Origin of the sequence: Brevundimonas sp. 374 (assembly GCF_900102995.1) — a bacterium.
In the GTDB taxonomy this organism is placed as follows: Bacteria; Pseudomonadota; Alphaproteobacteria; order Caulobacterales; family Caulobacteraceae; genus Brevundimonas; species Brevundimonas vesicularis_C.
Map to the genome: position 1 here is coordinate 1,431,347 of NZ_FNKT01000001.1, position 17,271 is coordinate 1,448,617.

19 protein-coding genes are annotated in these 17,271 nt (G+C 68.8%); 4 read left to right on the plus strand and 15 right to left on the minus strand.

The window, feature by feature from the left end; translation table 11 throughout:
• The first annotated feature begins 62 nt into the window (after positions 1-62).
• Entirely contained in the window at positions 63-368 is a 306-nt protein-coding gene (locus tag BLR19_RS07020; protein ID WP_055752822.1) for a hypothetical protein, read from the plus strand.
• A gap of 80 nt (positions 369-448) precedes the next feature.
• Here BLR19_RS07020 and BLR19_RS07025 read toward each other — a convergent pair whose 3' ends face one another.
• Entirely contained in the window at positions 449-811 is a 363-nt protein-coding gene (locus BLR19_RS07025; protein ID WP_055803365.1) for a hypothetical protein, read from the minus strand.
• The gene (gene hmgA / locus BLR19_RS07030; protein ID WP_176758283.1) at positions 808-2,103 is read right to left on the minus strand and encodes a homogentisate 1,2-dioxygenase; all 1,296 of its coding nucleotides are present in this window, start codon (positions 2,101-2,103) and stop codon (positions 808-810) included. Before hmgA ends, BLR19_RS07025 begins: the two co-directional genes overlap by 4 nt.
• Before the next feature lie 114 nt (positions 2,104-2,217).
• Here hmgA and BLR19_RS07035 point away from each other — a divergent pair, with 114 nt between their 5' ends.
• Complete coding sequence (locus BLR19_RS07035; protein ID WP_091748798.1) at positions 2,218-2,721, plus strand: GNAT family acetyltransferase; 504 nt, start codon at positions 2,218-2,220, stop codon at positions 2,719-2,721.
• On the opposite strand, the gene BLR19_RS07040 is transcribed toward BLR19_RS07035, so the two are convergent.
• Positions 2,718-2,975: an Lrp/AsnC ligand binding domain-containing protein gene (locus BLR19_RS07040; protein ID WP_039244189.1), complete on the minus strand. Its 258-nt coding sequence runs from the start codon at positions 2,973-2,975 to the stop codon at positions 2,718-2,720. The two genes, BLR19_RS07035 and BLR19_RS07040, sit on opposite strands and share 4 nt — an antisense overlap.
• Between BLR19_RS07040 and BLR19_RS07045 the strand changes: the two genes are divergently transcribed.
• Complete coding sequence (locus tag BLR19_RS07045; protein ID WP_091749189.1) at positions 2,962-3,828, plus strand: alpha/beta hydrolase; 867 nt, start codon at positions 2,962-2,964, stop codon at positions 3,826-3,828. The genes BLR19_RS07040 and BLR19_RS07045 overlap by 14 nt on opposite strands.
• Before the next feature lie 101 nt (positions 3,829-3,929).
• Here the strand turns inward: BLR19_RS07045 and BLR19_RS07050 are convergent, their stop codons facing one another.
• Entirely contained in the window at positions 3,930-4,286 is a 357-nt protein-coding gene (locus BLR19_RS07050; RefSeq protein ID WP_091748801.1) for a hypothetical protein, read from the minus strand.
• Positions 4,287-4,434: 148 nt separating this feature from the next.
• On the opposite strand from BLR19_RS07050, the gene BLR19_RS07055 reads away from it, so the two are divergent.
• Complete coding sequence (locus BLR19_RS07055; protein WP_091748803.1) at positions 4,435-5,115, plus strand: bifunctional 4-hydroxy-2-oxoglutarate aldolase/2-dehydro-3-deoxy-phosphogluconate aldolase; 681 nt, start codon at positions 4,435-4,437, stop codon at positions 5,113-5,115.
• A gap of 14 nt (positions 5,116-5,129) precedes the next feature.
• Here BLR19_RS07055 and BLR19_RS07060 read toward each other — a convergent pair whose 3' ends face one another.
• The 11 genes from BLR19_RS07060 to ccmE form a co-directional block, all read right to left on the minus strand.
• Positions 5,130-5,642 (minus strand): periplasmic heavy metal sensor, encoded by a 513-nt coding sequence (locus BLR19_RS07060; RefSeq protein ID WP_091748806.1) that lies wholly within the window; start codon positions 5,640-5,642, stop codon positions 5,130-5,132.
• Positions 5,639-6,040, minus strand: a complete 402-nt coding sequence (locus tag BLR19_RS07065; RefSeq protein ID WP_091748808.1) for a hypothetical protein — start codon at positions 6,038-6,040, stop codon at positions 5,639-5,641. Before BLR19_RS07065 ends, BLR19_RS07060 begins: the two co-directional genes overlap by 4 nt.
• Entirely contained in the window at positions 6,037-6,609 is a 573-nt protein-coding gene (locus tag BLR19_RS07070; protein WP_091748812.1) for an RNA polymerase sigma factor, read from the minus strand. The genes BLR19_RS07065 and BLR19_RS07070 overlap by 4 nt, the downstream gene beginning before the upstream one ends.
• A gap of 65 nt (positions 6,610-6,674) precedes the next feature.
• Positions 6,675-7,316, minus strand: a complete 642-nt coding sequence (locus BLR19_RS07075) for an EF-hand domain-containing protein (protein ID WP_218119331.1) — start codon at positions 7,314-7,316, stop codon at positions 6,675-6,677.
• Positions 7,317-7,363: 47 nt separating this feature from the next.
• The gene (locus BLR19_RS07080; protein WP_091749192.1) at positions 7,364-10,300 is read right to left on the minus strand and encodes a bifunctional [glutamine synthetase] adenylyltransferase/[glutamine synthetase]-adenylyl-L-tyrosine phosphorylase; all 2,937 of its coding nucleotides are present in this window, start codon (positions 10,298-10,300) and stop codon (positions 7,364-7,366) included.
• A gap of 4 nt (positions 10,301-10,304) precedes the next feature.
• Complete coding sequence (locus BLR19_RS07085; protein ID WP_091748818.1) at positions 10,305-11,732, minus strand: sensor histidine kinase; 1,428 nt, start codon at positions 11,730-11,732, stop codon at positions 10,305-10,307.
• A 143-nt stretch (positions 11,733-11,875) separates the two neighbouring features.
• Complete coding sequence (locus BLR19_RS07090) at positions 11,876-12,547, minus strand: response regulator transcription factor (protein ID WP_017504381.1); 672 nt, start codon at positions 12,545-12,547, stop codon at positions 11,876-11,878.
• A gap of 84 nt (positions 12,548-12,631) precedes the next feature.
• On the minus strand, positions 12,632-14,170 hold the full coding sequence (locus BLR19_RS07095; protein ID WP_091748820.1) for a Do family serine endopeptidase: 1,539 nt from the start codon (positions 14,168-14,170) through the stop codon (positions 12,632-12,634).
• A gap of 108 nt (positions 14,171-14,278) precedes the next feature.
• Positions 14,279-14,785: a cytochrome c-type biogenesis protein gene (locus BLR19_RS07100; RefSeq protein WP_091748824.1), complete on the minus strand. Its 507-nt coding sequence runs from the start codon at positions 14,783-14,785 to the stop codon at positions 14,279-14,281.
• Positions 14,782-16,770 carry a heme lyase CcmF/NrfE family subunit gene (locus tag BLR19_RS07105; protein ID WP_091748827.1) on the minus strand — a complete coding sequence of 663 codons (1,989 nt, stop codon included), beginning with the start codon at positions 16,768-16,770 and terminating at the stop codon, positions 14,782-14,784. Before BLR19_RS07105 ends, BLR19_RS07100 begins: the two co-directional genes overlap by 4 nt.
• Entirely contained in the window at positions 16,767-17,252 is a 486-nt protein-coding gene (gene ccmE, locus BLR19_RS07110) for a cytochrome c maturation protein CcmE (RefSeq protein WP_066552566.1), read from the minus strand. The genes BLR19_RS07105 and ccmE overlap by 4 nt, the downstream gene beginning before the upstream one ends.
• Positions 17,253-17,271: the final 19 nt, after the last annotated feature.

Here is a 17,271-nt window from a genome sequence, read left to right on the forward strand (position 1 = left end):
GCGGCGTGAACCGAACCGTCACCGTAGCGTTTGAGAGTTTCCACCTAGGAGAGGAAACTCAAATGAAAAAGTTCGCCATCGCCGCCGCTTCGGTTTTCATGCTGGCCGGCGTCGCCGCCTGCGGTGAAAGCGCCGCCGACAAGGCCGCTGAAAAGCAAGCCGACGCCATCGAAGCCACGGGCGAAGCCCGCGCCGACCAGCTCGAATCGCAAGCCGCGACCGCTCCGACCGCCGCTCAGGCCGACGCCCTGAACGCCCAGGCCGACCAGGTCGAGAAGAACGCCGACCGCAAGGCCGACATGGTCGAGCAGCAAGCCGGCAACGCTGATGGCGGCGCTACGACGGCCAACACGCCTTCGACCCACTAAGATCTGGCGACCGACTAAATCCGTTTACGGATGGATCAGCCCCCGTCGTTCGCGACGGGGGCTTTTTCGTGCCTGCGACCTCAGTCGATGCACAGGGTCGGGCCGGCCTTGCCGTCCTCGACCGTCGTATTGCAGCCAAAACGGTCGCTGGTCGCTTGGCAGACGCCGGTCGCCGCCGTCCCCGGAGCCACGCCGCTGTTGCCCTCGATGCGGCAGTCGCCCTGGCACTGATCGCCGTCGGTGCAGCGCTTGCCGGCGTCGGCATAGCTGATGACGCACTGCCAGGATTGCATCCGCCCGACCTGTTTCATCGTGCCGCCGCGCGTGGCGCAGGACGCGGCGTCGGCGCTTTGCATCGGCGCGTCCGACGCCGCTCCCGTGGTCTGGGGCGAGCAGGCGGCGGCCAGAAGCGCGACGGCGGCGATGAGGGAAATGCGGATCATGAGATCTGTCCTTTGGTGAAACCTGACCAGACGTCGTCGTAGTCGAGCTGCATCTGCGGTGATTCCGACGCCCATTTCGTGACGCGGATCGGCATGCGCGTCTCGAACATGAAGGCCAGGGTGTTTTCGATCTTGTGCGGCTTCAGCTCGGCCTTGATCGCGCCGTCATAGCTGGCCTGATCCGGGCCGTGGCCGCTCATGCGGTTGTGCAGCGATGCGCCGCCCGGCGCGAATCCGCCGGCCTTGGCGTCGTAGGCGCCGGTCACCAGACCCATGAACTCGCTCATTACGTTGCGGTGGAACCAGGGCGGGCGGAAGGTGTCCTCGGCCACCATCCAGCGCGGCGGGAAGATGACGAAGTCGATATTGGCCGTGCCCGGCGTCTCGGACGGACTGGTCAGGACCGTGAAGATCGACGGATCGGGGTGGTCGTAGCTGACGGTGTTGATCGTGTTGAAGCGCGCCGTGTCATAGCGGCAGGGCGCCAGATTGCCGTGCCAGGCGACGACGTCCAGCGGGCTGTGATCGAAGGTCGTGGCCCACAGGCGGCCGCCGTATTTCTGGACGCACTCGGTCGGGCGATCCACGTCCTCATAGGCCGCGATCGGGGTCTCGAAATCGCGCGGATTGGCCAGGCCGTTCGAACCGATGGGGCCAAGATCCGGCAGGCGGAACGGGCTGCCGTAGTTCTCGCAGACATAGCCGCGCACGTCCCCCTCGACCTCGACGCGGAACCGCACGCCGCGCGGGATCAGGACGATGTGACCCGGCTGGGCCTCGATCACGCCGAACTCGGTGACAAAGCGGTGCTCCCCTTCCTGAGGCACGATCAGCAGTTCGCCGTCGGCGTCATAGAAGACCCGATCGGTCATCGATCGGTTGGCGGCATACAGGTGAATGCCCGCCCCGGCCCCGCCGTCCGGTTCGCCGTTGCCGCCATAGGTCGTCAGCCCTTCAACCCAGTCGGTCGCAGCCTGCGGCATGGGCAGCGGGTCCCAGCGCATCCGGTTGGGATTGGGCGGCGTCTCGTCGAACGGACCGGAGCGGACGCAGCCCTGATCGAAGGGCGCGTAAGGCCCATGCTGGGCCGACGGACGCAGGCGGTACAGCCAGCTGCGCCGGTTCTCGGCGCGCGGGGCGGTGAAGGCCGTGCCGGACAGCTGTTCGGCATACAGGCCCATCGGCGTCTTCTGCGGCGAGTTGCGGCCCACCGGCAGGGCGCCGGACGCGGCCTCGGTCGCGAAATGATTGCCGAAACCGGTCATGTAGGCGGGCGCGTTGGATCGCGTCATGTCGTGTCTCCCTATGCCCCTCGTTTAGCCGTCCCCGGCGCCAGCGTCACCCTTTGCCCGTCAGGCAACAGCTTGGCGGTTGGTGCGTTGCTGTGGCCTCGCGGAGGGATTTCCATGACCTATCTGACCCGGGCGGTGTTCGCCTTCGCCAGCCTGCTGCTGTTGCTGGCGGCCATGGCCCTGATCGGGTTCGGGGTGAAGGATGCGCTGGCGGGCATCGGCTCGCCCGACAAGTCCGGCGCCGACGCGGTTCTGGACGTGCTGGGCTATGTCATCGTCGCCATCGCCGTCTTCGACGTGGCCAAATACATCTTCGAGGACGAGGTGCGGCGCGGCAACGAAAAGCGCAGCGCCGCCGAGGCCCGGCGCAGCCTGACCAAATTCCTGTCGACGATCGTCATCGCCCTGTTCCTGGAAGCGCTAGTCGTGGTGTTCAAGACGGCGCGAGAGGACGTGGCGCAGCTGCTCTATCCCACCGCCCTGCTGATCGCCTCGGTGCTGGTGCTGGTGGGCTTGGGCGTCTTCCAGCGCCTGTCGGCCACGGTCGAGGAAAAGGTCGGCGACGACGACGAGGCCGAGGACCGCAAGGACAAGGTCAGGCGAAAGGCCGCGCCCTAGCCTTTGCTCGGCAGGAAGGGCGAGAAGGTGATGACGGTGAAGGTGTCGCGCACGTGCGGCCGCGTCTGGACCTGTTTCGTCACGAAGGTGCCGATGTCGGCGTCGCGCGGCAGGTTGAACTTGGCCAGCAGGTCGTGCTGACCCGAGGTGGAATAGACCTCCGAGACGTTCTCGACATTGTCCACGATATCGGCCGCGACGTCGTTGGCGTAGCCCAGCTCGCATTTGATGAAGACGAAGATGGCGGTCATCATGGCGGATCAGTCCTCTGGTTCGAGGGCGCTTCTAGCGGACGAAGACGTGACGGGTAAGCCGCAAGACACAGACGCCGTGCTGGAGGCGCAATACAACAACCGCGCCCTGGTCCCCGACCATCCCGCCGTCATGGCGCGCTGGAAGACGGGATCGGAGACCGCCCGCGCCGCCCATCCGCCCCAGGTCCTGAAATACGGCCCAGGCGAGCGCGAGCGGATCGACTGGTTCGACGCCGGGAACGGCGCGCCTGTCGTCGTCTTCCTGCACGGCGGATACTGGCAGGCGCTGGATGCGGGCTGGTTCAGCTTCGTCGCGCCCCCCCTGCTGGCCCACGGCGTCAGCGTCGCCATCCCGACCTATGACCTGGCGCCGAGCGCGCGGCTGGGCCGGATCGTCGATCAGGCGCGGGCGGCGGTCGATCTGATCCGCGACCGCACCGGCGCCGCGCCTGTCGTCAGCGGCCATTCGGCAGGCGGGCATATGGCGGCCTGCCTGCTGGCGGACGGGCGGGCTTCGGCGGCGGTCGCCCTCTCGGGCGTGTTCGATCTGGAGCCGCTAATCCCCACCTCGCTCAACGTCGCCCTGGACCTGAATACGACCGAGGCCCAGGCCCTGTCGCCAATCCGATGGCCGCCGCCCGTCGGCGCGGTTCTGGACTGCATCGTGGGCGGTGCGGAAAGCGAGGCCTTCGTGGATCAAAGCCGCGACATGGCCGCGCGCTGGGGCGACGCCGGCGCCGGGACGCGGTTCGAGGCCCTGCCCGGCCTGAACCATTTCACGGTTCTGGATCCGCTGTTCGATGCGCAGAGCACCCTGGTCAAACGGCTGGCCGACCTGGCCCATCGACGCTGAGCGGCGATCAGACCCAGCAGCGAAAAATAGAGTCTAATTCGTCTAATTCGTATGAAATCCCCCGCTCCCCTCCCTAACAGATGGGCTTGAGCGGCGAGGCTTCAAGAGGGGCGGTCGGCGCGCCAGATGAAGACGAAGTTGCGGTGTTCGGCCCAGGTCTGACCCTCCACATGGTCGCCCGCAAGGCAGGCCGCCGTGTGATAGGGGCCTGCGCCGTCGGTCGTTCGGAACGAGACGCACAGCCGGCCGTGCTGGCGCTTCCATCGGCCCGCCTCGATCCGGCTGTTGTAGAAGTCGCCCGTCACGACGCCATCGGGCTGGAGCCTCACGTTCATGGGCTGGTGGTAGGGCTGGGCCGGATCGGTCGCCAGATCGACGGACCAGGCGCCGTCCATGTCGGCGGCGGGCGGCGGATCCTGAACGGTCAGAAGGGCGACGACGGCGAGGGCGGCGAACATCCTGCTTCTCCAACAGGCGATTGACCGAACAACGGTCCGCCTTTCGCGACATGCCGTCAAGAGAACGTCCGCGCTAACGCGGTTTGACTTGACCTCGCGTTCGCGACAGCGGAGGTCGGACGCGAACCTATCGCAGAGGAACCCGTCCATGGCCCATGATCGCGTCAGCGTGCTTCAGGCGCTTCAGACCCAGGGCGTGTGCCCGGTCTTCTATCATCCCGACGCCGAGGTCAGCCTGAACGTCATCCGCGCCTGCGCGCGCGGCGGAGCGCCGGTGGTCGAGTTCACCAATCGCGGCGACTTCGCCTGCGACCTGTTCGGCGAGATCAATCGCGAACTGATCAAGACCGACCCGAACGTGGTGCTGGGCATCGGCTCGGTCGTTGATGCGGGAACGGCCTCGCTTTATCTGAACCGGGGCGCGCGGTTCGTGGTCAGCCCCTGCCTGATCCCCGACGTGGCCAAGGTCTGCAACCGTCGCATGGTCGCCTATTTCCCCGGCTGCGGGTCGGTGACCGACATCGGCGAGGCGCACGAACTGGGCTGCGACATCGTCAAACTGTTCCCCGGCTCGTCGGTCGGCGGCCCGGACTTCGTCAAGGCGGTCAAAGGCCCGATGCCCTGGGTCAAGATCATGCCGACGGGCGGCGTCGATCCGGACGAGGCGTCGATCGCCAAATGGTTCGGCGCGGGCATCGTCGCTGCGGGCATGGGCTCCAAGCTGGTGACCGATGACGCCGTGAAGTCGGGCGACTGGGCCGCCATCGAGGCGTCGGTGCGCGCGGCGGTGAACGCCGTCGCCGCCTTCCGCGCGTCCAGGAAGGGCTGAGCGCCCAAGCGCCGTCAGCGGGGCGCGCGGTCGTCCGGATGACGGCGATCCGGCCCCTGGGCTGCGGCGCGACGAGCATTGCCCTTACGCTGAAGGATCGGGGCCAGGGCCTTGCGCTCCTCGGGCGTCAGCGTCGCCAGCACGGCGACTGCGCCGTTTTCCAGGCGGGTGCGACCCCGCATCTCGGCGGCTCTCGACTGTTCCAGCAGGCTTTGGACGCGCGCCGCGTCCAGGGTCGGCTGACCGGCGATGTCTATGGCCTCGCGCCGGGCGGCGCGGGCCGCCTCGAAATCAGGACGCGCCGCCAGGGCCGATTCTCGCAGCGCGGTGCGCACGCGCTGGCGCACGGCCGGATCCAGATCGGCCAGCACCTCGGCCAGCGGTCCCTCGCGGCCCGGACGGCGTTGATCCTCGATCCGGCGTTCGATCCGGTCGCGATTGACGACATAGGTGACCCCGCCCGCCACGGCGAACAGGTTCAGGGCCACCGAGACGGCCAGGGCGATCTTCAGGCTCTTGGACGTCATCCCAGCAGTTCCGTGTCATCCACGCTCGTCAGCGAGGATTGATAAAGCACCGCATCGGCGCGCGCGTCGGCGGTCAGATGTGTGGTCAGGCCGACGCCGGCGATCACGCCCGCACAGGCCGCGGCGGCCCAACCGGCGCCCAGATACCAGATCGCCTTGTCCAGACGGTTTTTCGCCCGGGGCGCCGCCGCAAGGATACGTGCCGTCAGGGCGGCGGACGGGACAGGTCTGGGCGCGGCGTCGAGCAGAGCGTCCAGCGCGGCCGCCTCGTCCAGCACCGCCTTCAACGACGGATCGGCGGCGATCAGGCTTTCGGCGAAGGCGCGCTCGGACGCGGGCCACCGACGCAGGTCGGCGCCATAGGCGTCCGCCAGTTCGTGCAACCGTTCCGCCTTCATCGTCCGTCTCCTCTAATCGACCCCGGACCGATGTCCGAAAGGGCCAGACGCAATGCGCGACGACCGCGCGACAACAAACTCTCCAGGGCCTCGACGCTGATCTCCATCAGGGCCGCCGCGTCGATATTCGACAGCTCCTGATAATGGCACAGGACGATGGCCTCGCGCTGTCGGTCCGGCAGCCGTTTCAGGGCCGCCGTGACCCGTGCGCCCGTCTCGGCCGCCAGCAGACCGCGATCCGGCGCCGGGCCTTCGTCGGGACGATCCGGCGGCGTGTCGGTCGGGATTTCGCGCCGACGCCTCAGCCGATCGTAACAGAGGTTCAGCGCGACCCGGTGCAGCCAGGTGTCGAACCGGGCCTTGCCGGGCATCCATTTGGGCGCCTGACGCCAGGCCTTCAGCATCGTCTCCTGGGCCACGTCTTCGGCCTCGACCGCATCGCCCAACATGCGCTGGGCCAGCGACAGGATGCGCGGCAGCTTGCGCGAGACGAGCGTCTGCGCCGCCGCCGGGTCGCCCTGCCCAACGCGTCGCACCAGATCCTCGTCGGGGTCGACGATGGCGACCAATCCTGCCTCTTCCGCTGCTGACGAAAGGGACCGGTGCGTTCACGACGGCCGACCCCGACACCGTCTTACTCCGAAGCCGGGACGGGGGAAGCGGGTTGTTGCGCCTGATGCTGGGTCTGGCGGGCCGCGCGGCGTTCCTGACGTTGCTCACGCTGAGCGGACATGACCGCCCGGCGCTCATCGGCGGAGATCACGCCGTCACGATCTGCGTCCATCTTATCGAAACGCTCGCCCAGCTTGGCGGAGGCTTCGGCGATCACCACCGGCCCGCGTTCGCGTCCTTGTCCGCGCATGGCGTGATGCGCGCCCCCGCGACGTCCCTCACGATGACCGGCGCGTTCGGCGCGCGGACCGCGATCCGGGCGTGCGGCATGGCCGGCGTCGAACTCTGCGCGGCTGATGGAGCCGTCGCCGTTCGCATCCAGCTTGGCGAAGCGCTCGCCCGCGCGTTCGGCGCGACGGGCCTGCATGGCGGCGGCACGCTCTTCGGGGCTGACCACGCCGTCGCGGTTCGTATCGAGCGCGGTCAGACGCGCGATGCGCGCATCGACGAACTCGGCGCGGGTGATCTGGCGGTTCGGATCCGCGCGCGAATGATGCGGCGCGGGGGCGCCGGCGGCGGGGGCCGGCGGAACCTGTGCGGTCGCGGCGCCGGCGGCGGCGGCCAGAGCGATGACGCCCAGGCCGGTCAGAAAGGTGTTTCTCATCTCGATCATCTCCACGGGCGCGTTTGGCGCCCTTTGACATTGCCCTGTCAGGAGATTGAACGCGGCGTTGCGGATTCTCCGTCGCGGCCTGCTGGCACCGCCCGCTCGAAGGCCTTTCGCGCCCGCGCGCGCAAGTCGGTCAACTCGGTCTTCAGCGTGTCGAAGTCCGGCGCGCCGGCGGCCTCGGCCAGGCGCAGCTGGAAGACGCCGGGTTCGCCCTCAGGATCGACCCGCCCCTCGAAGGCGGCGGCCAGAAGGTGGGCCAGCCGCTGCTGCACGCGCCAGGCCTCGGCTAGGACCGGGTCGTCGTGCAGGGCCTCAAGCGTCGACAGGGTCAACGGCTCGCCGATGGCGGCGGCCTGAAGCTGGCGGAACTGGGCCGCGAACTCGGCGTCCACCTGCCCACCCGGCGACAGCTTCAAGTCCCAGAAGCCGTGCGGGCGACGCTCGCGATCCATAAGGCTGCGCATCTTTCGGATGTCGGCGGCCACATCGACGCCGGGACGCGGGCGACGCAGGGCGGCCTCGATGGCGGCCGAAACCTGGGCGCCGAACTTGGGATCGCTGGCCCAGACCACGCGAGCGCGAGTCAGAACCATGAACTCCCAGGTCTCGGCCTCCTTGGCGTAATAGGCGTCAAACGCCTTCAGCCGCACCGAAACCGGGCCCTTGGAGCCGGTGGGGCGCAGGCGCATGTCCACCTCATAAAGTCCGCCCTCCGCCGTATGCGCCGACAGGGCCGCAATCAGCCGCTGGGTGAAGCGGGCGTAGAAGACATCGGCGGTCCAGCCCTTGATCTCGGACGTCGCCTCGGGCGGCGCCTCGTACAGGGTCATCAGATCAAGATCCGATCCGGCCGTCATCTCGCGCGATCCGGCCTTGCCCAAGGCGACCACGGCGACCGCGCCGGGAAAGGCGCCGCCCAGCCGTTCGGTCTCGGCCAAGGCGGCGGGCGACAGGGTGCGCATGGCGGCGTCGGCCAGGGCGGCGTAGGCGCGACCCGCCGTCTCGGCCCCCGCCCGGCCGGTCAGGGCGTGGATGCCGATGCGGAACATCTGCTCGCGGTGCAGGCGGCGCACGGCGTTCATGGCCCCCTCGAAATCTTCGGTCTCGCCAGCCTCGCGCAGCATCTGTTCGGTTAGGCCGGTCTCTTCGGACAGATCGACCAGGAAGCGGGCGTCCAGCACACCGTCCAGCGCCGCCGGTTGCCGGCCAAGGGTCCGGGCGAGACGCGGTGCGAAGGCCATGACGCCCAGCACCATCTCGAACAGTTTGGGCTGGTTCAGGAACAGGGCCTGGACCTGCACGCCCGCCGCCAGGCCGGAGAAGAAGACCGCGAAACGCCGGAACGCCTCGTCGGGCGCACCGGATCGGGCCAGGGCCTCCAGCAGGCGCGGAGCCAGGCGGGTGAACAGTTCGCGTCCCCGCGCCGTGCGCGTCGCCGGGATGCGGCCGTGGTGCCAGCTGCGGATCGTGTCGGCGACCGACGGCGCCTCGGAAAAGCCCATGCGACGCAGGGTTTCCAGCGTCTCGGGATCGTTCTCGACCCCGGTGAAGACCAGGCTGCCGTAGCTGGAGTCCAGATCTTCGCCGCCCTCGAACAGTTCGCCGTAGCGGGCGTTGACCCGCGCCAGCAGGGCTTCGACCTGGGCATCGAAGGCGGCCAGATCGTCCGAACCGGCCAGGGCGGCGACGGCGGCGCGGCGCTCGGCGTCCTCGGGTAGGCGATGGGTCTGCTCGTCGTCGAGCATCTGCACGCGGTGCTCCAGCCCGCGCAGCTCGACATAGGCGGCCGACAGTTCCTCGCAGACCGCCTGGGGCACATGGCGCGCGTCGGCCAAGGCCTTCAACGCCTCCAGCGTGCGCTGTTTGCGCAAAGCCGGATCGCGGCCGCCCAGGATCAGCTGCTGGGTCTGGGCGTAGAATTCGATCTCGCGGATGCCGCCGCGACCCAGCTTCAGATTGGCCCCGGCGGCCTGCAGTCCCTCGCCCGTCTTGTGGACGTGGATCTGTTTCTTGATCGACTGGATGTCGAGGACGGCCGCGTAATCCAGGCTGCGCCGCCAGATGAAAGGGATCATGGCCTTCAGGAACCGGCCCGCCGCGCGCATGTCGCCCAGCACCGGCCGCGCCTTGATGAAGGCCGCCCGCTCCCAGTTCTGACCCACGCTCTCATAATAGGCGAGGGCCATCGGCCCGGCGACGACCGGCGGGGTCGAGGATGGGTCGGGCCGCAACCGCAGATCGACGCGGAAAACATAGCCGTCGCCCGTCCGCTCGGTCAGCAGGGTGGCGATCCCCTTGCCGACGCGATTGGCGAAGTCCTGCATCTCCTCGCCCTCGCGCAGGGCCAGGCCCATCAGGCGCGGCTCGAAGAAGAGCGAGATGTCGATGTCGGACGAATAGTTCAGTTCGTTGGCCCCATGTTTGCCCATGGCCAGGCCGAAAAGGCCGGGAATGGGGCCGCGCGGATCACCGGGCGGCGAGGTCAGCCGGCCGCGCGCCCTCTGTTCGGCAGCGACGGCGCGCAGGGCGGCCCGGCAAGAGGCGTCGGCGAACCGGGACAGGGCGTCGGTGACCTGATCCAGATCCCACACCCCGCCCAAATCGGCCAAGGCGGTCAGCAGGTGCAGGTCGGCCTTCAGCACCCGCAGCGGGGCGCGCACCTCGTCCGGTTCGGCGTCCAGCGCGTCCGTGTCGCGAATGATCCGCTCCAGCGCCTCGACCGGATCGGCTTCCAGCAGGCTTCGCAGATGGGCGGGGCGACGCCGCATCAGACCGGCGAGATAGGGCGAGGCGCCGGCGACGGGGGCCAGGGCGGGCCAGGCGACGTCCAGAGTCTCGCGCCAGCCGTCGGCGTCAGCGGCTGCGGCTGCGGCTGTGGTCAGAGTTTCGTGCAGGCGGTCGGCGGCGGCGATATTTGTAACCGGACCGGCGGCGATAAGGCTGTCAGCCAACGGGATCGAGGATTGTGCATGGGCCATCACATCATCCGCTCATCCCGGTCGAGGCCGGCGGCAGCACCAGCGCCACCCGCAACCCTGGTCCGAAGTCGCCGTAGGCGCCGGGGCCTTCGTCCAGCACCACCCGACCCCCGTGCGCCTCAGCGACCGCCGTCACCAGTGAAAGACCCAGGCCCGAGCCGGGTTCGGTGCGGCTGTTGTCCAGGCGCACGAACCGCTGGACCACCCGCTCGCGGTCCTCCTCGGGCACGCCCGGTCCGGTGTCGGTGACGGAATATTCGATCTCGCCCGACGAGCGGCGGCGCGCGCGCAGCTTCACCGCCCCGCCGGCGGGTGTGTATTTGATGGCGTTGTCGATGAGGTTGGCCAGGGCCTGGGCCAGGAAGGGCTGGTTGCCCTCGATCATCAGACCTTTTTCGACCTCGGACGAGAAGTCGATGTCCTTGTCCTCGGCCGCCGGTTCGTAAAGTTCGGCCATGTCGGCGGCCAGGTCCGAGGCGTCCATGACCTTGGGATCCGGCGCCCCGCCCGCCTGAAGTCGCGCGATAGCCAGGACGGTGTTGAACGTCTTCAGCAGATGGTCCGCCTCGTCCAGGGCGATGCCCAGGGCGTCGACCCCGTCGATCTTGCCGGCTTCGGCGTCGATCAGGGCGACCTCCAGCTTGGCCCGCATCCGCGTCAGGGGCGAGCGCAGGTCGTGGGCGATGGCGTCGCCGGCGTGGCGGATCGAGGACATGGACGCCTCCAGCCGATCCAGCATGGTGTTCAGCCCCTGGCCCAACTCGTCCAGTTCGTCGCCGGTGTGACGCACGGGCGCACGGACCTTGAGGTCGCCCTCCTGCACCGACTGCACGACCCGGTTCAGCCCGGCCATGGCGTTTTCGACCCGCCGGCTGATGTAGAGACCGCCCGCCAGGCCCAGCAGCATGACCAGGGCCATGGCGCCCCACAGGGCCTGGGTCAGGCGCGCCAGATAGGCCTCGATGTCGCCGATGTCCTGACCGACGAACAAATGTTCGCCGCCAGCCAGGGTGGTGATCACCCCGATGGAGCGACGCCGCTGGACCTTGCCCTGGGCGTCCGTGTCGGTCAGGCGGAAGGTCTCCCAGTCGCTGGCGCCGGCCGGCAGGCTGAGGTCGATGTCGATGGGGGATTCGGTGATGTTGCCGGTGATCGTTTTTCCGGCCTTGTCGGTTAGCAGATAGAGATACGGCCCGCCGCGGATCGACCGTTCGACCAAGGCCTGGTTCAGGGCGTCGATGCCGCGCGTGCGGTGGATCGCCGTCAGGGCGCCCAGCTCGATCTCCACATCCGCCCTGGCCCGACCTTGGGCCTCCGAAGCCGAGGCGAAATAGACATAGGCCAGGATCGCCCCCGCCGCCGCCACGAACAGCGCAAGGAAGAGCAGCGTCAGCCGAAACGGCGTGCGGCGAAGGAGGGAGGGAAGGTGCATGGGTTTTTAGTGACGAGTGATGAGTGGCGAGTGGCGAGCAAGCCGACGCAAAACTTTGCGCAGCGCTTTATGCAGCCAAGTTCGCCCCGCTTGTCTCACCCCCTCGCCACCCGCCACTCACTACTCGCCACTAGCCACTAGGCTCACGCCTCCAACCGATACCCCGCCCCGCGCACGGTCTGCAGCATGGCGCGGTCGAAGCCCTTGTCGATCTTGGAGCGCAGGCGGCTGATATGGACGTCGATGACGTTGGTCTGGGGGTCGAAATGATATTCCCAGACCTTTTCCAGCAGCATGGTGCGCGTCACCGACTGGCCGGCGTGGCGCATCAGGAACTCCAGCAGCTGGAACTCGCGCGGCTGAAGATCGATCTCGGTCGTTCCGCGATGCACGGTGCGGCCGATCAGGTTCATTTCCAGGTCGCCGACCTTGAGCACGGTCTGCACCCCGCCGGTCTCGCGACGACGCGCCAGGGCCTCGACCCGCGCGATCAGTTCGGCGAAGGCGTAGGGCTTGACCAGATAGTCGTCGGCGCCGGCCTTCAGGCCCGTGACCCGGTCCTCGACCTCGCCCAGGGCCGACAGGAACAGGACCGGCGTCTGATCGCCGCCCTTGCGCACCGTCTCGACCATGCCGACGCCGTCCAGGCGCGGCATCATCCGGTCCACCACATAGACGTCGTAGCCGCCCTTTTGCGACTCCAGCAGGCCAAAGGCGCCGTCCACGGCGTGGGTGACCTCATGTCCGGCTTCGGACAGGCCCCGCACCATGGCGGTCGCCGCCTCGGCGTCATCCTCGACCACCAGAATCCGCATCGAAACCCCTCCCGGAATCAAAATCGCCGCCGATGGTAGCGCATCGGCGGCGATTGACGAGTTAAGGCTTGGTCAGAATGCCGATCATTCGCCGGCGGCGAACTTCAACGGCACCGGGCTCGTGCCCTGCGGCGTGCGCACGAACAGCAGGATGCTGGGGCGACCCGCCTGTTTGGCCGCCGCCACCGCCGCGCGCAGATCGGCGGCGGACGTGATGTTGCGATCATTGGCGCGGGTGATGACAAAGCCCGGCTGGAACCCGAGGCGCGCCGCAGCCGAACCCTGTTCGACGTTGGTGATCACGACGCCGTTGACGCTGGCCGGCAGGCTGAACCGCGAACGCGCGGCCGGCGTGATCGCAGTGACGGCGAGCCCTTCAATCGTGTCAGCCTGTCCAGGCTGGCTCTGGCCGGGGTTGGCGCTTCCGCCCTCTTCCGATGCGGCGAGTTCCTCTTCCGAAGGACGGGTGCCCGAGCGTACGTTCAAGGTCTGGCGGCGACCGTCGCGGATCACTTCCAGGCGAATGGTGTCGCCCGGCTTGGCCGCGCCGACCCGACGCGTGGCTTCCTGGCTGTTCGCCACCGCTTGGCCGTTCACGCCGACCAGAAGGTCGCCGATCTGGACGCCGGCACGCGAGGCGGGGCCGTCCTCAGTCACGCTTTCGATCAGAGCGCCCTTGAAGTCCTTGGGCTGGCCCAGGGCTTCCCAACCGTCGGGGCTGAGGGTGCGCAGACCCAGGCCCACATAGCCGCGCTCGATCGACTGACCGCGCATCAGGCGTTCGGTGATCGTCTTGGCGGTGTCCGCCGGAATGGCGAAGCCGATGCCGACCGAGCCGCCGGTGGGCGAATAGATGGCCGAGTTCACGCCGATGACGCGGCCGTGGATGTCGAAGGTCGGGCCGCCCGAGTTGCCCCGGTTGATGGCGGCGTCGATCTGGATGTAGTCGTTATAGCCCGACGGATCGATGTCGCGGGCCTTGGCCGAGACGATGCCCGCCGTGGCGGTGCCGCCCAGGCCGAAGGGGTTGCCGATGGCGATGACCCAGTCGCCCACACGCGGCTCGGCCGTCTCTTCGAAGCTGACGTATTTGAAGTCGTTGCCCTCGACCTTGATCACCGCCAGGTCGGTGCCGGGATCGCGGCCGATCAGGCGGGCCGGCAGTTCGCGGCCGTCCGACATCTTGACCTTGATCTCGGTCGCGTCGGCGACGACGTGGTTGTTGGTGACGATGAAGCCGTCCTGCGAGATAAAGAAGCCCGAGCCGGCGCCCTGGGTCGTCTGCGGCTCATCATTGCCCTGACCGCCGCGGCCTTGCGGCGGCACGAACTGGAACGGCAGGCCGGGGATCTGGAAGGCGCCGCCCTGGGGCTGGTCCACCTTGACCGTCACGTCGATCTGGACGACGGCGGGCGAGACCTGGTCGAAGATGGTCGCAAAGCTGCTGGGCGCGCCCGGCGGGGGCGTGAAGGCGTCGCCGTTGGCCGGGACAGGGGTGATCCGGTTCACCGCCTGCGGTTCCGCGTGCGCGCCGGGCCAGGTGATGACGCCGCCGGCGGTCGCCGCCGCCGCCAGGGTCAGGCCGGCCGCGGCCCCGAGAATGAACTCCTTGCGCTTCAGCATCGTGGTCCTTGCGATCCTCTTGTCCAGCGCCAGACGGGCGCCGGTTTCGCGATTGATATAGGCCGAACCGGCTTTGCGCCAATCCCGACCGCCGATCGTTGATCTCGACTAGCGCCCGTCGTGAGGCGAGGTTGCGTCAGGATCGCGGCGAAGCTTCTCATTTCGTAGAACTTCGTCCAGTCGGCGTTCTTCTTCCGGCGTCAGGGGAGCGGCCTCGACCGGACGACGACGTGCGCGCAGGGCCAGAACGGCGGCGGCCAGCAGCAACAGAGCGAACGGGCCGAACCACAGCAGCCAGGTCCCCGCCCGAACCGGCGGGGTAAAGAGCACATAGTCGCCGAAGCGCCGCACCAGATCGTCGCGCACGGCCTGATCCGACGCGCCGGCCGCGATCTCTTCGCGGATCAGGCGGCGCATGTCGCCGGCGACGCCCGCCGGGCTGTCGGCGATGGCCTCGTGCTGGCAGACGACGCAGCGCACGTCCTTGAACAAAGCCTGGGCGCGGGCCTCCTGGGTCGCATCGGCCAAGGGGCGGTCGGGTGCGGCGGGCGGTTCGGCCGCCGTCAGCATCAGCGCCATGACCGGCGCGGCCAGCAGGATCGCCAGGCGCCTCATGCGGTCTTGCGTCGGCGCGCGCCGATCCCGAGCCGGAGCCGGCGATCCAGCAGCGACAACACCCCGCCCAAGGCCATGATCATCGGCCCAAGGAAGATCAGTCGCGCCCAGGGGTTCCAATAAACACGTACGACCCTGGCCGGCTGTTCGGGACTGCCCGCCCGTTCGCCGATCACGACATAGACGTCGTCCAGGCCTCGGAAATCGAGCCCGACCTCGGTGGTGGTCTGGCCGCCGGCGGGGAAGAAGCGGCGCTCGGCCGTCACGGTGCTGGCGCGGCCCTGATCGTTCGTGGCGCGCACGGTCAGTCGACCCTGCTCGGCCAGATAGTTCGGCCCCTCGACGACGCGCACGTCGTCAAGCGTGACGGTCCAGGGCCCGGCGGACACGCTCTGGCCCAACGAGACGGCGCGGGCGGCCTCGGCCTTGAAGCTCGTTTCGACCACCGCCCCCAGGATGAAGACGCCCAGCCCCAAATGCGCCAGGGTCATGCCCCAGGCGCCCAGCGGCAGCCCCTTCAGTCGGCGCAGCGTCTCGGCCATCGAGGCGCGGAACAGGCGCGTGCGCTCGGCGACTTCCGACAGCGATCCCAGGATCAGCCACAGACCCAGGCCGATGCCGGCGGCGGCGAAGACCTTCCTGGGCTCCCATAGGGCGTAGGCCGCAAGCGCGCCGACGATCGCCAGACCCCCCGCGACCGCAAGACGCTGCATCGCGCCGGGCAGGTCGCCGCGCTTCCAGGCCAGCAGCGGACCGGCCGGCAAGATCAGGAAGGCGACCATCATCAGCGGGGTAAAGGTGGCGGCGAAATAGGGCGGGCCGACCGAGATGGTCGCGCCGGACGCCGCTTCCAGGATCAGCGGATAGAGGGTGCCCAGCAAGACGGTCGCGGCCGCCGCCGTCAGGAACAGATTGTTCAGGACCAGCGCCCCCTCGCGGCTGACCGGCGCGAACAGACCGCCGCCCTTCAGCTGGGGCGCGCGCCAGGCGAACAGGGCGAAGGCGGCGCCGGCTGCGATCCCGAGAATGGCCAGCAGCATCAGCCCGCGCTGGGGATCGACGGCGAAGGCATGGACGGATGTCAGCACGCCCGAGCGCACCAGAAAGGCGCCCAGCATGGAGAAGGTGAAGGCCAGCAGGGCCAGAAACACCGTCCAGCCCGCTAGCGCCCCGCGCCGTTCGGTCACGACCGCGCTGTGCAACAGGGCCGCGCCCGCAAGCCACGGCATGAAGGAGGCGTTCTCGACCGGGTCCCAGAACCACCAACCGCCCCAGCCCAGCTCATAATAGGCCCAGAACGAACCCAGGGTGATGCCGACGGTCAGGAAGGCCCAGCTGGCCAGCGCCCAGGGTCGGACCCAGCGCCCCCAGGCGGGCCAGAAGGCGGTCTGCGCCCGTCCCTCGATCAGCGCCGCGACCGCCAGGGAGAAGCAGACCGAGAACCCGACATAGCCGGCGTAGAGCAGCGGCGGATGCACGGCCAGGGCCGGGTCCTGCAACAGCGGGTTCAGCGACGCGCCCTGGAACGGCGCGGGGTCCAGGCGGGTGAAGGGGCTGGAGGTGAAGACGGCGAAGGCCAGGAACAGCGAGCCCAGCGCGCCCTGCACCGCCACGGCCGAGGCCTTCAGCCCGAACGGCAGGCCGCGCGCCCGCGCCAGCGCCCCGCCGAAGACGGTCAGCACCAGACACCACAACAGAAGCGACCCCTCGTGGCTGCCCCAGGCGCCGGCGACCTTGTAGAGCATCGGCTTGTCGGTGTGGCTGTTGGCCGCGACGTTGGAGACCGAAAAGTCCGACACGACGAAGGCGTAGATCAGGGCTGCGAAACTGAGCGCGACCGCCGCCGCAGCCGCCAGAGCTGCGCCCTGGGCGGCCCCGGCCAGGACCGGGCTGCGCCTCGCGCGTCCGGCCGCCGAAAGCCCCGTCTGCAGAATCGACAGCGCCAGCGCCAGCGCCAGGGCGAAGGCCCCAAGCTCGGCGATCATAGGGGGACGGACTTGGTCGCGGCCGGCGCCGTCTCAGGCCGCCACTCGCCCTTTTCCTTCAGACGGTCGGCGACCTCGCGCGGCATATAATTCTCGTCGTGCTTGGCCAGAACCTGGCTGGCGTGGAAGGTGCGGTCGGCGCCGAAGGCCCCTTGCGCCACGATCCCCTGCCCTTCGCGGAACAGGTCGGGCAGGTCGCCGTGATAGACGACGCGGGTCGTGGCGGCGTTGTCGGTGACGACGAAGGCGACCACGCCGTCACCGGTCTTTTGCACGCTGCCGGCCTCGACCAGACCGCCCAGGCGGATGTTGCGGCCCTCCGGCGCCTTGTCGGCGGTGGCCTCGGAGGGCGAGTAGAAGAAGGTCACGCTGTCCTGCATCGCCCACAGCGACAGGCCGACCGCCAGCGCCAGGATCGGCGCCACGGCGGCGACGACCCACAGGCGGCGACGCGCCTTCGGCGATTTGGGCAGCCAGCTCATGCGAGGGACATTCCGGATT

Coding starts and splice junctions, on each gene's coding strand:
- BLR19_RS07020 (WP_055752822.1), top strand. CDS start 63: ATGAAAAAGTTCGCCATCGCCGCCGCTTCGGTTTTCATGCTGGCCGGC.
- BLR19_RS07025 (WP_055803365.1), bottom strand. CDS start 811: ATGATCCGCATTTCCCTCATCGCCGCCGTCGCGCTTCTGGCCGCCGCC.
- hmgA (WP_176758283.1), bottom strand. CDS start 2,103: ATGACGCGATCCAACGCGCCCGCCTACATGACCGGTTTCGGCAATCAT.
- BLR19_RS07035 (WP_091748798.1), top strand. CDS start 2,218: ATGACCTATCTGACCCGGGCGGTGTTCGCCTTCGCCAGCCTGCTGCTG.
- BLR19_RS07045 (WP_091749189.1), top strand. CDS start 2,962: ATGGCGGTCATCATGGCGGATCAGTCCTCTGGTTCGAGGGCGCTTCTA.
- BLR19_RS07040 (WP_039244189.1), bottom strand. CDS start 2,975: ATGATGACCGCCATCTTCGTCTTCATCAAATGCGAGCTGGGCTACGCC.
- BLR19_RS07050 (WP_091748801.1), bottom strand. CDS start 4,286: ATGTTCGCCGCCCTCGCCGTCGTCGCCCTTCTGACCGTTCAGGATCCG.
- BLR19_RS07055 (WP_091748803.1), top strand. CDS start 4,435: ATGGCCCATGATCGCGTCAGCGTGCTTCAGGCGCTTCAGACCCAGGGC.
- BLR19_RS07060 (WP_091748806.1), bottom strand. CDS start 5,642: ATGACGTCCAAGAGCCTGAAGATCGCCCTGGCCGTCTCGGTGGCCCTG.
- BLR19_RS07065 (WP_091748808.1), bottom strand. CDS start 6,040: ATGAAGGCGGAACGGTTGCACGAACTGGCGGACGCCTATGGCGCCGAC.
- BLR19_RS07075 (WP_218119331.1), bottom strand. CDS start 7,316: ATGAGAAACACCTTTCTGACCGGCCTGGGCGTCATCGCTCTGGCCGCC.
- BLR19_RS07080 (WP_091749192.1), bottom strand. CDS start 10,300: ATGGCCCATGCACAATCCTCGATCCCGTTGGCTGACAGCCTTATCGCC.
- BLR19_RS07085 (WP_091748818.1), bottom strand. CDS start 11,732: ATGCACCTTCCCTCCCTCCTTCGCCGCACGCCGTTTCGGCTGACGCTG.
- BLR19_RS07090 (WP_017504381.1), bottom strand. CDS start 12,547: ATGCGGATTCTGGTGGTCGAGGATGACGCCGAGGCGGCGACCGCCATG.
- BLR19_RS07095 (WP_091748820.1), bottom strand. CDS start 14,170: ATGCTGAAGCGCAAGGAGTTCATTCTCGGGGCCGCGGCCGGCCTGACC.
- BLR19_RS07100 (WP_091748824.1), bottom strand. CDS start 14,785: ATGAGGCGCCTGGCGATCCTGCTGGCCGCGCCGGTCATGGCGCTGATG.
- BLR19_RS07105 (WP_091748827.1), bottom strand. CDS start 16,770: ATGATCGCCGAGCTTGGGGCCTTCGCCCTGGCGCTGGCGCTGGCGCTG.
- ccmE (WP_066552566.1), bottom strand. CDS start 17,252: ATGAGCTGGCTGCCCAAATCGCCGAAGGCGCGTCGCCGCCTGTGGGTC.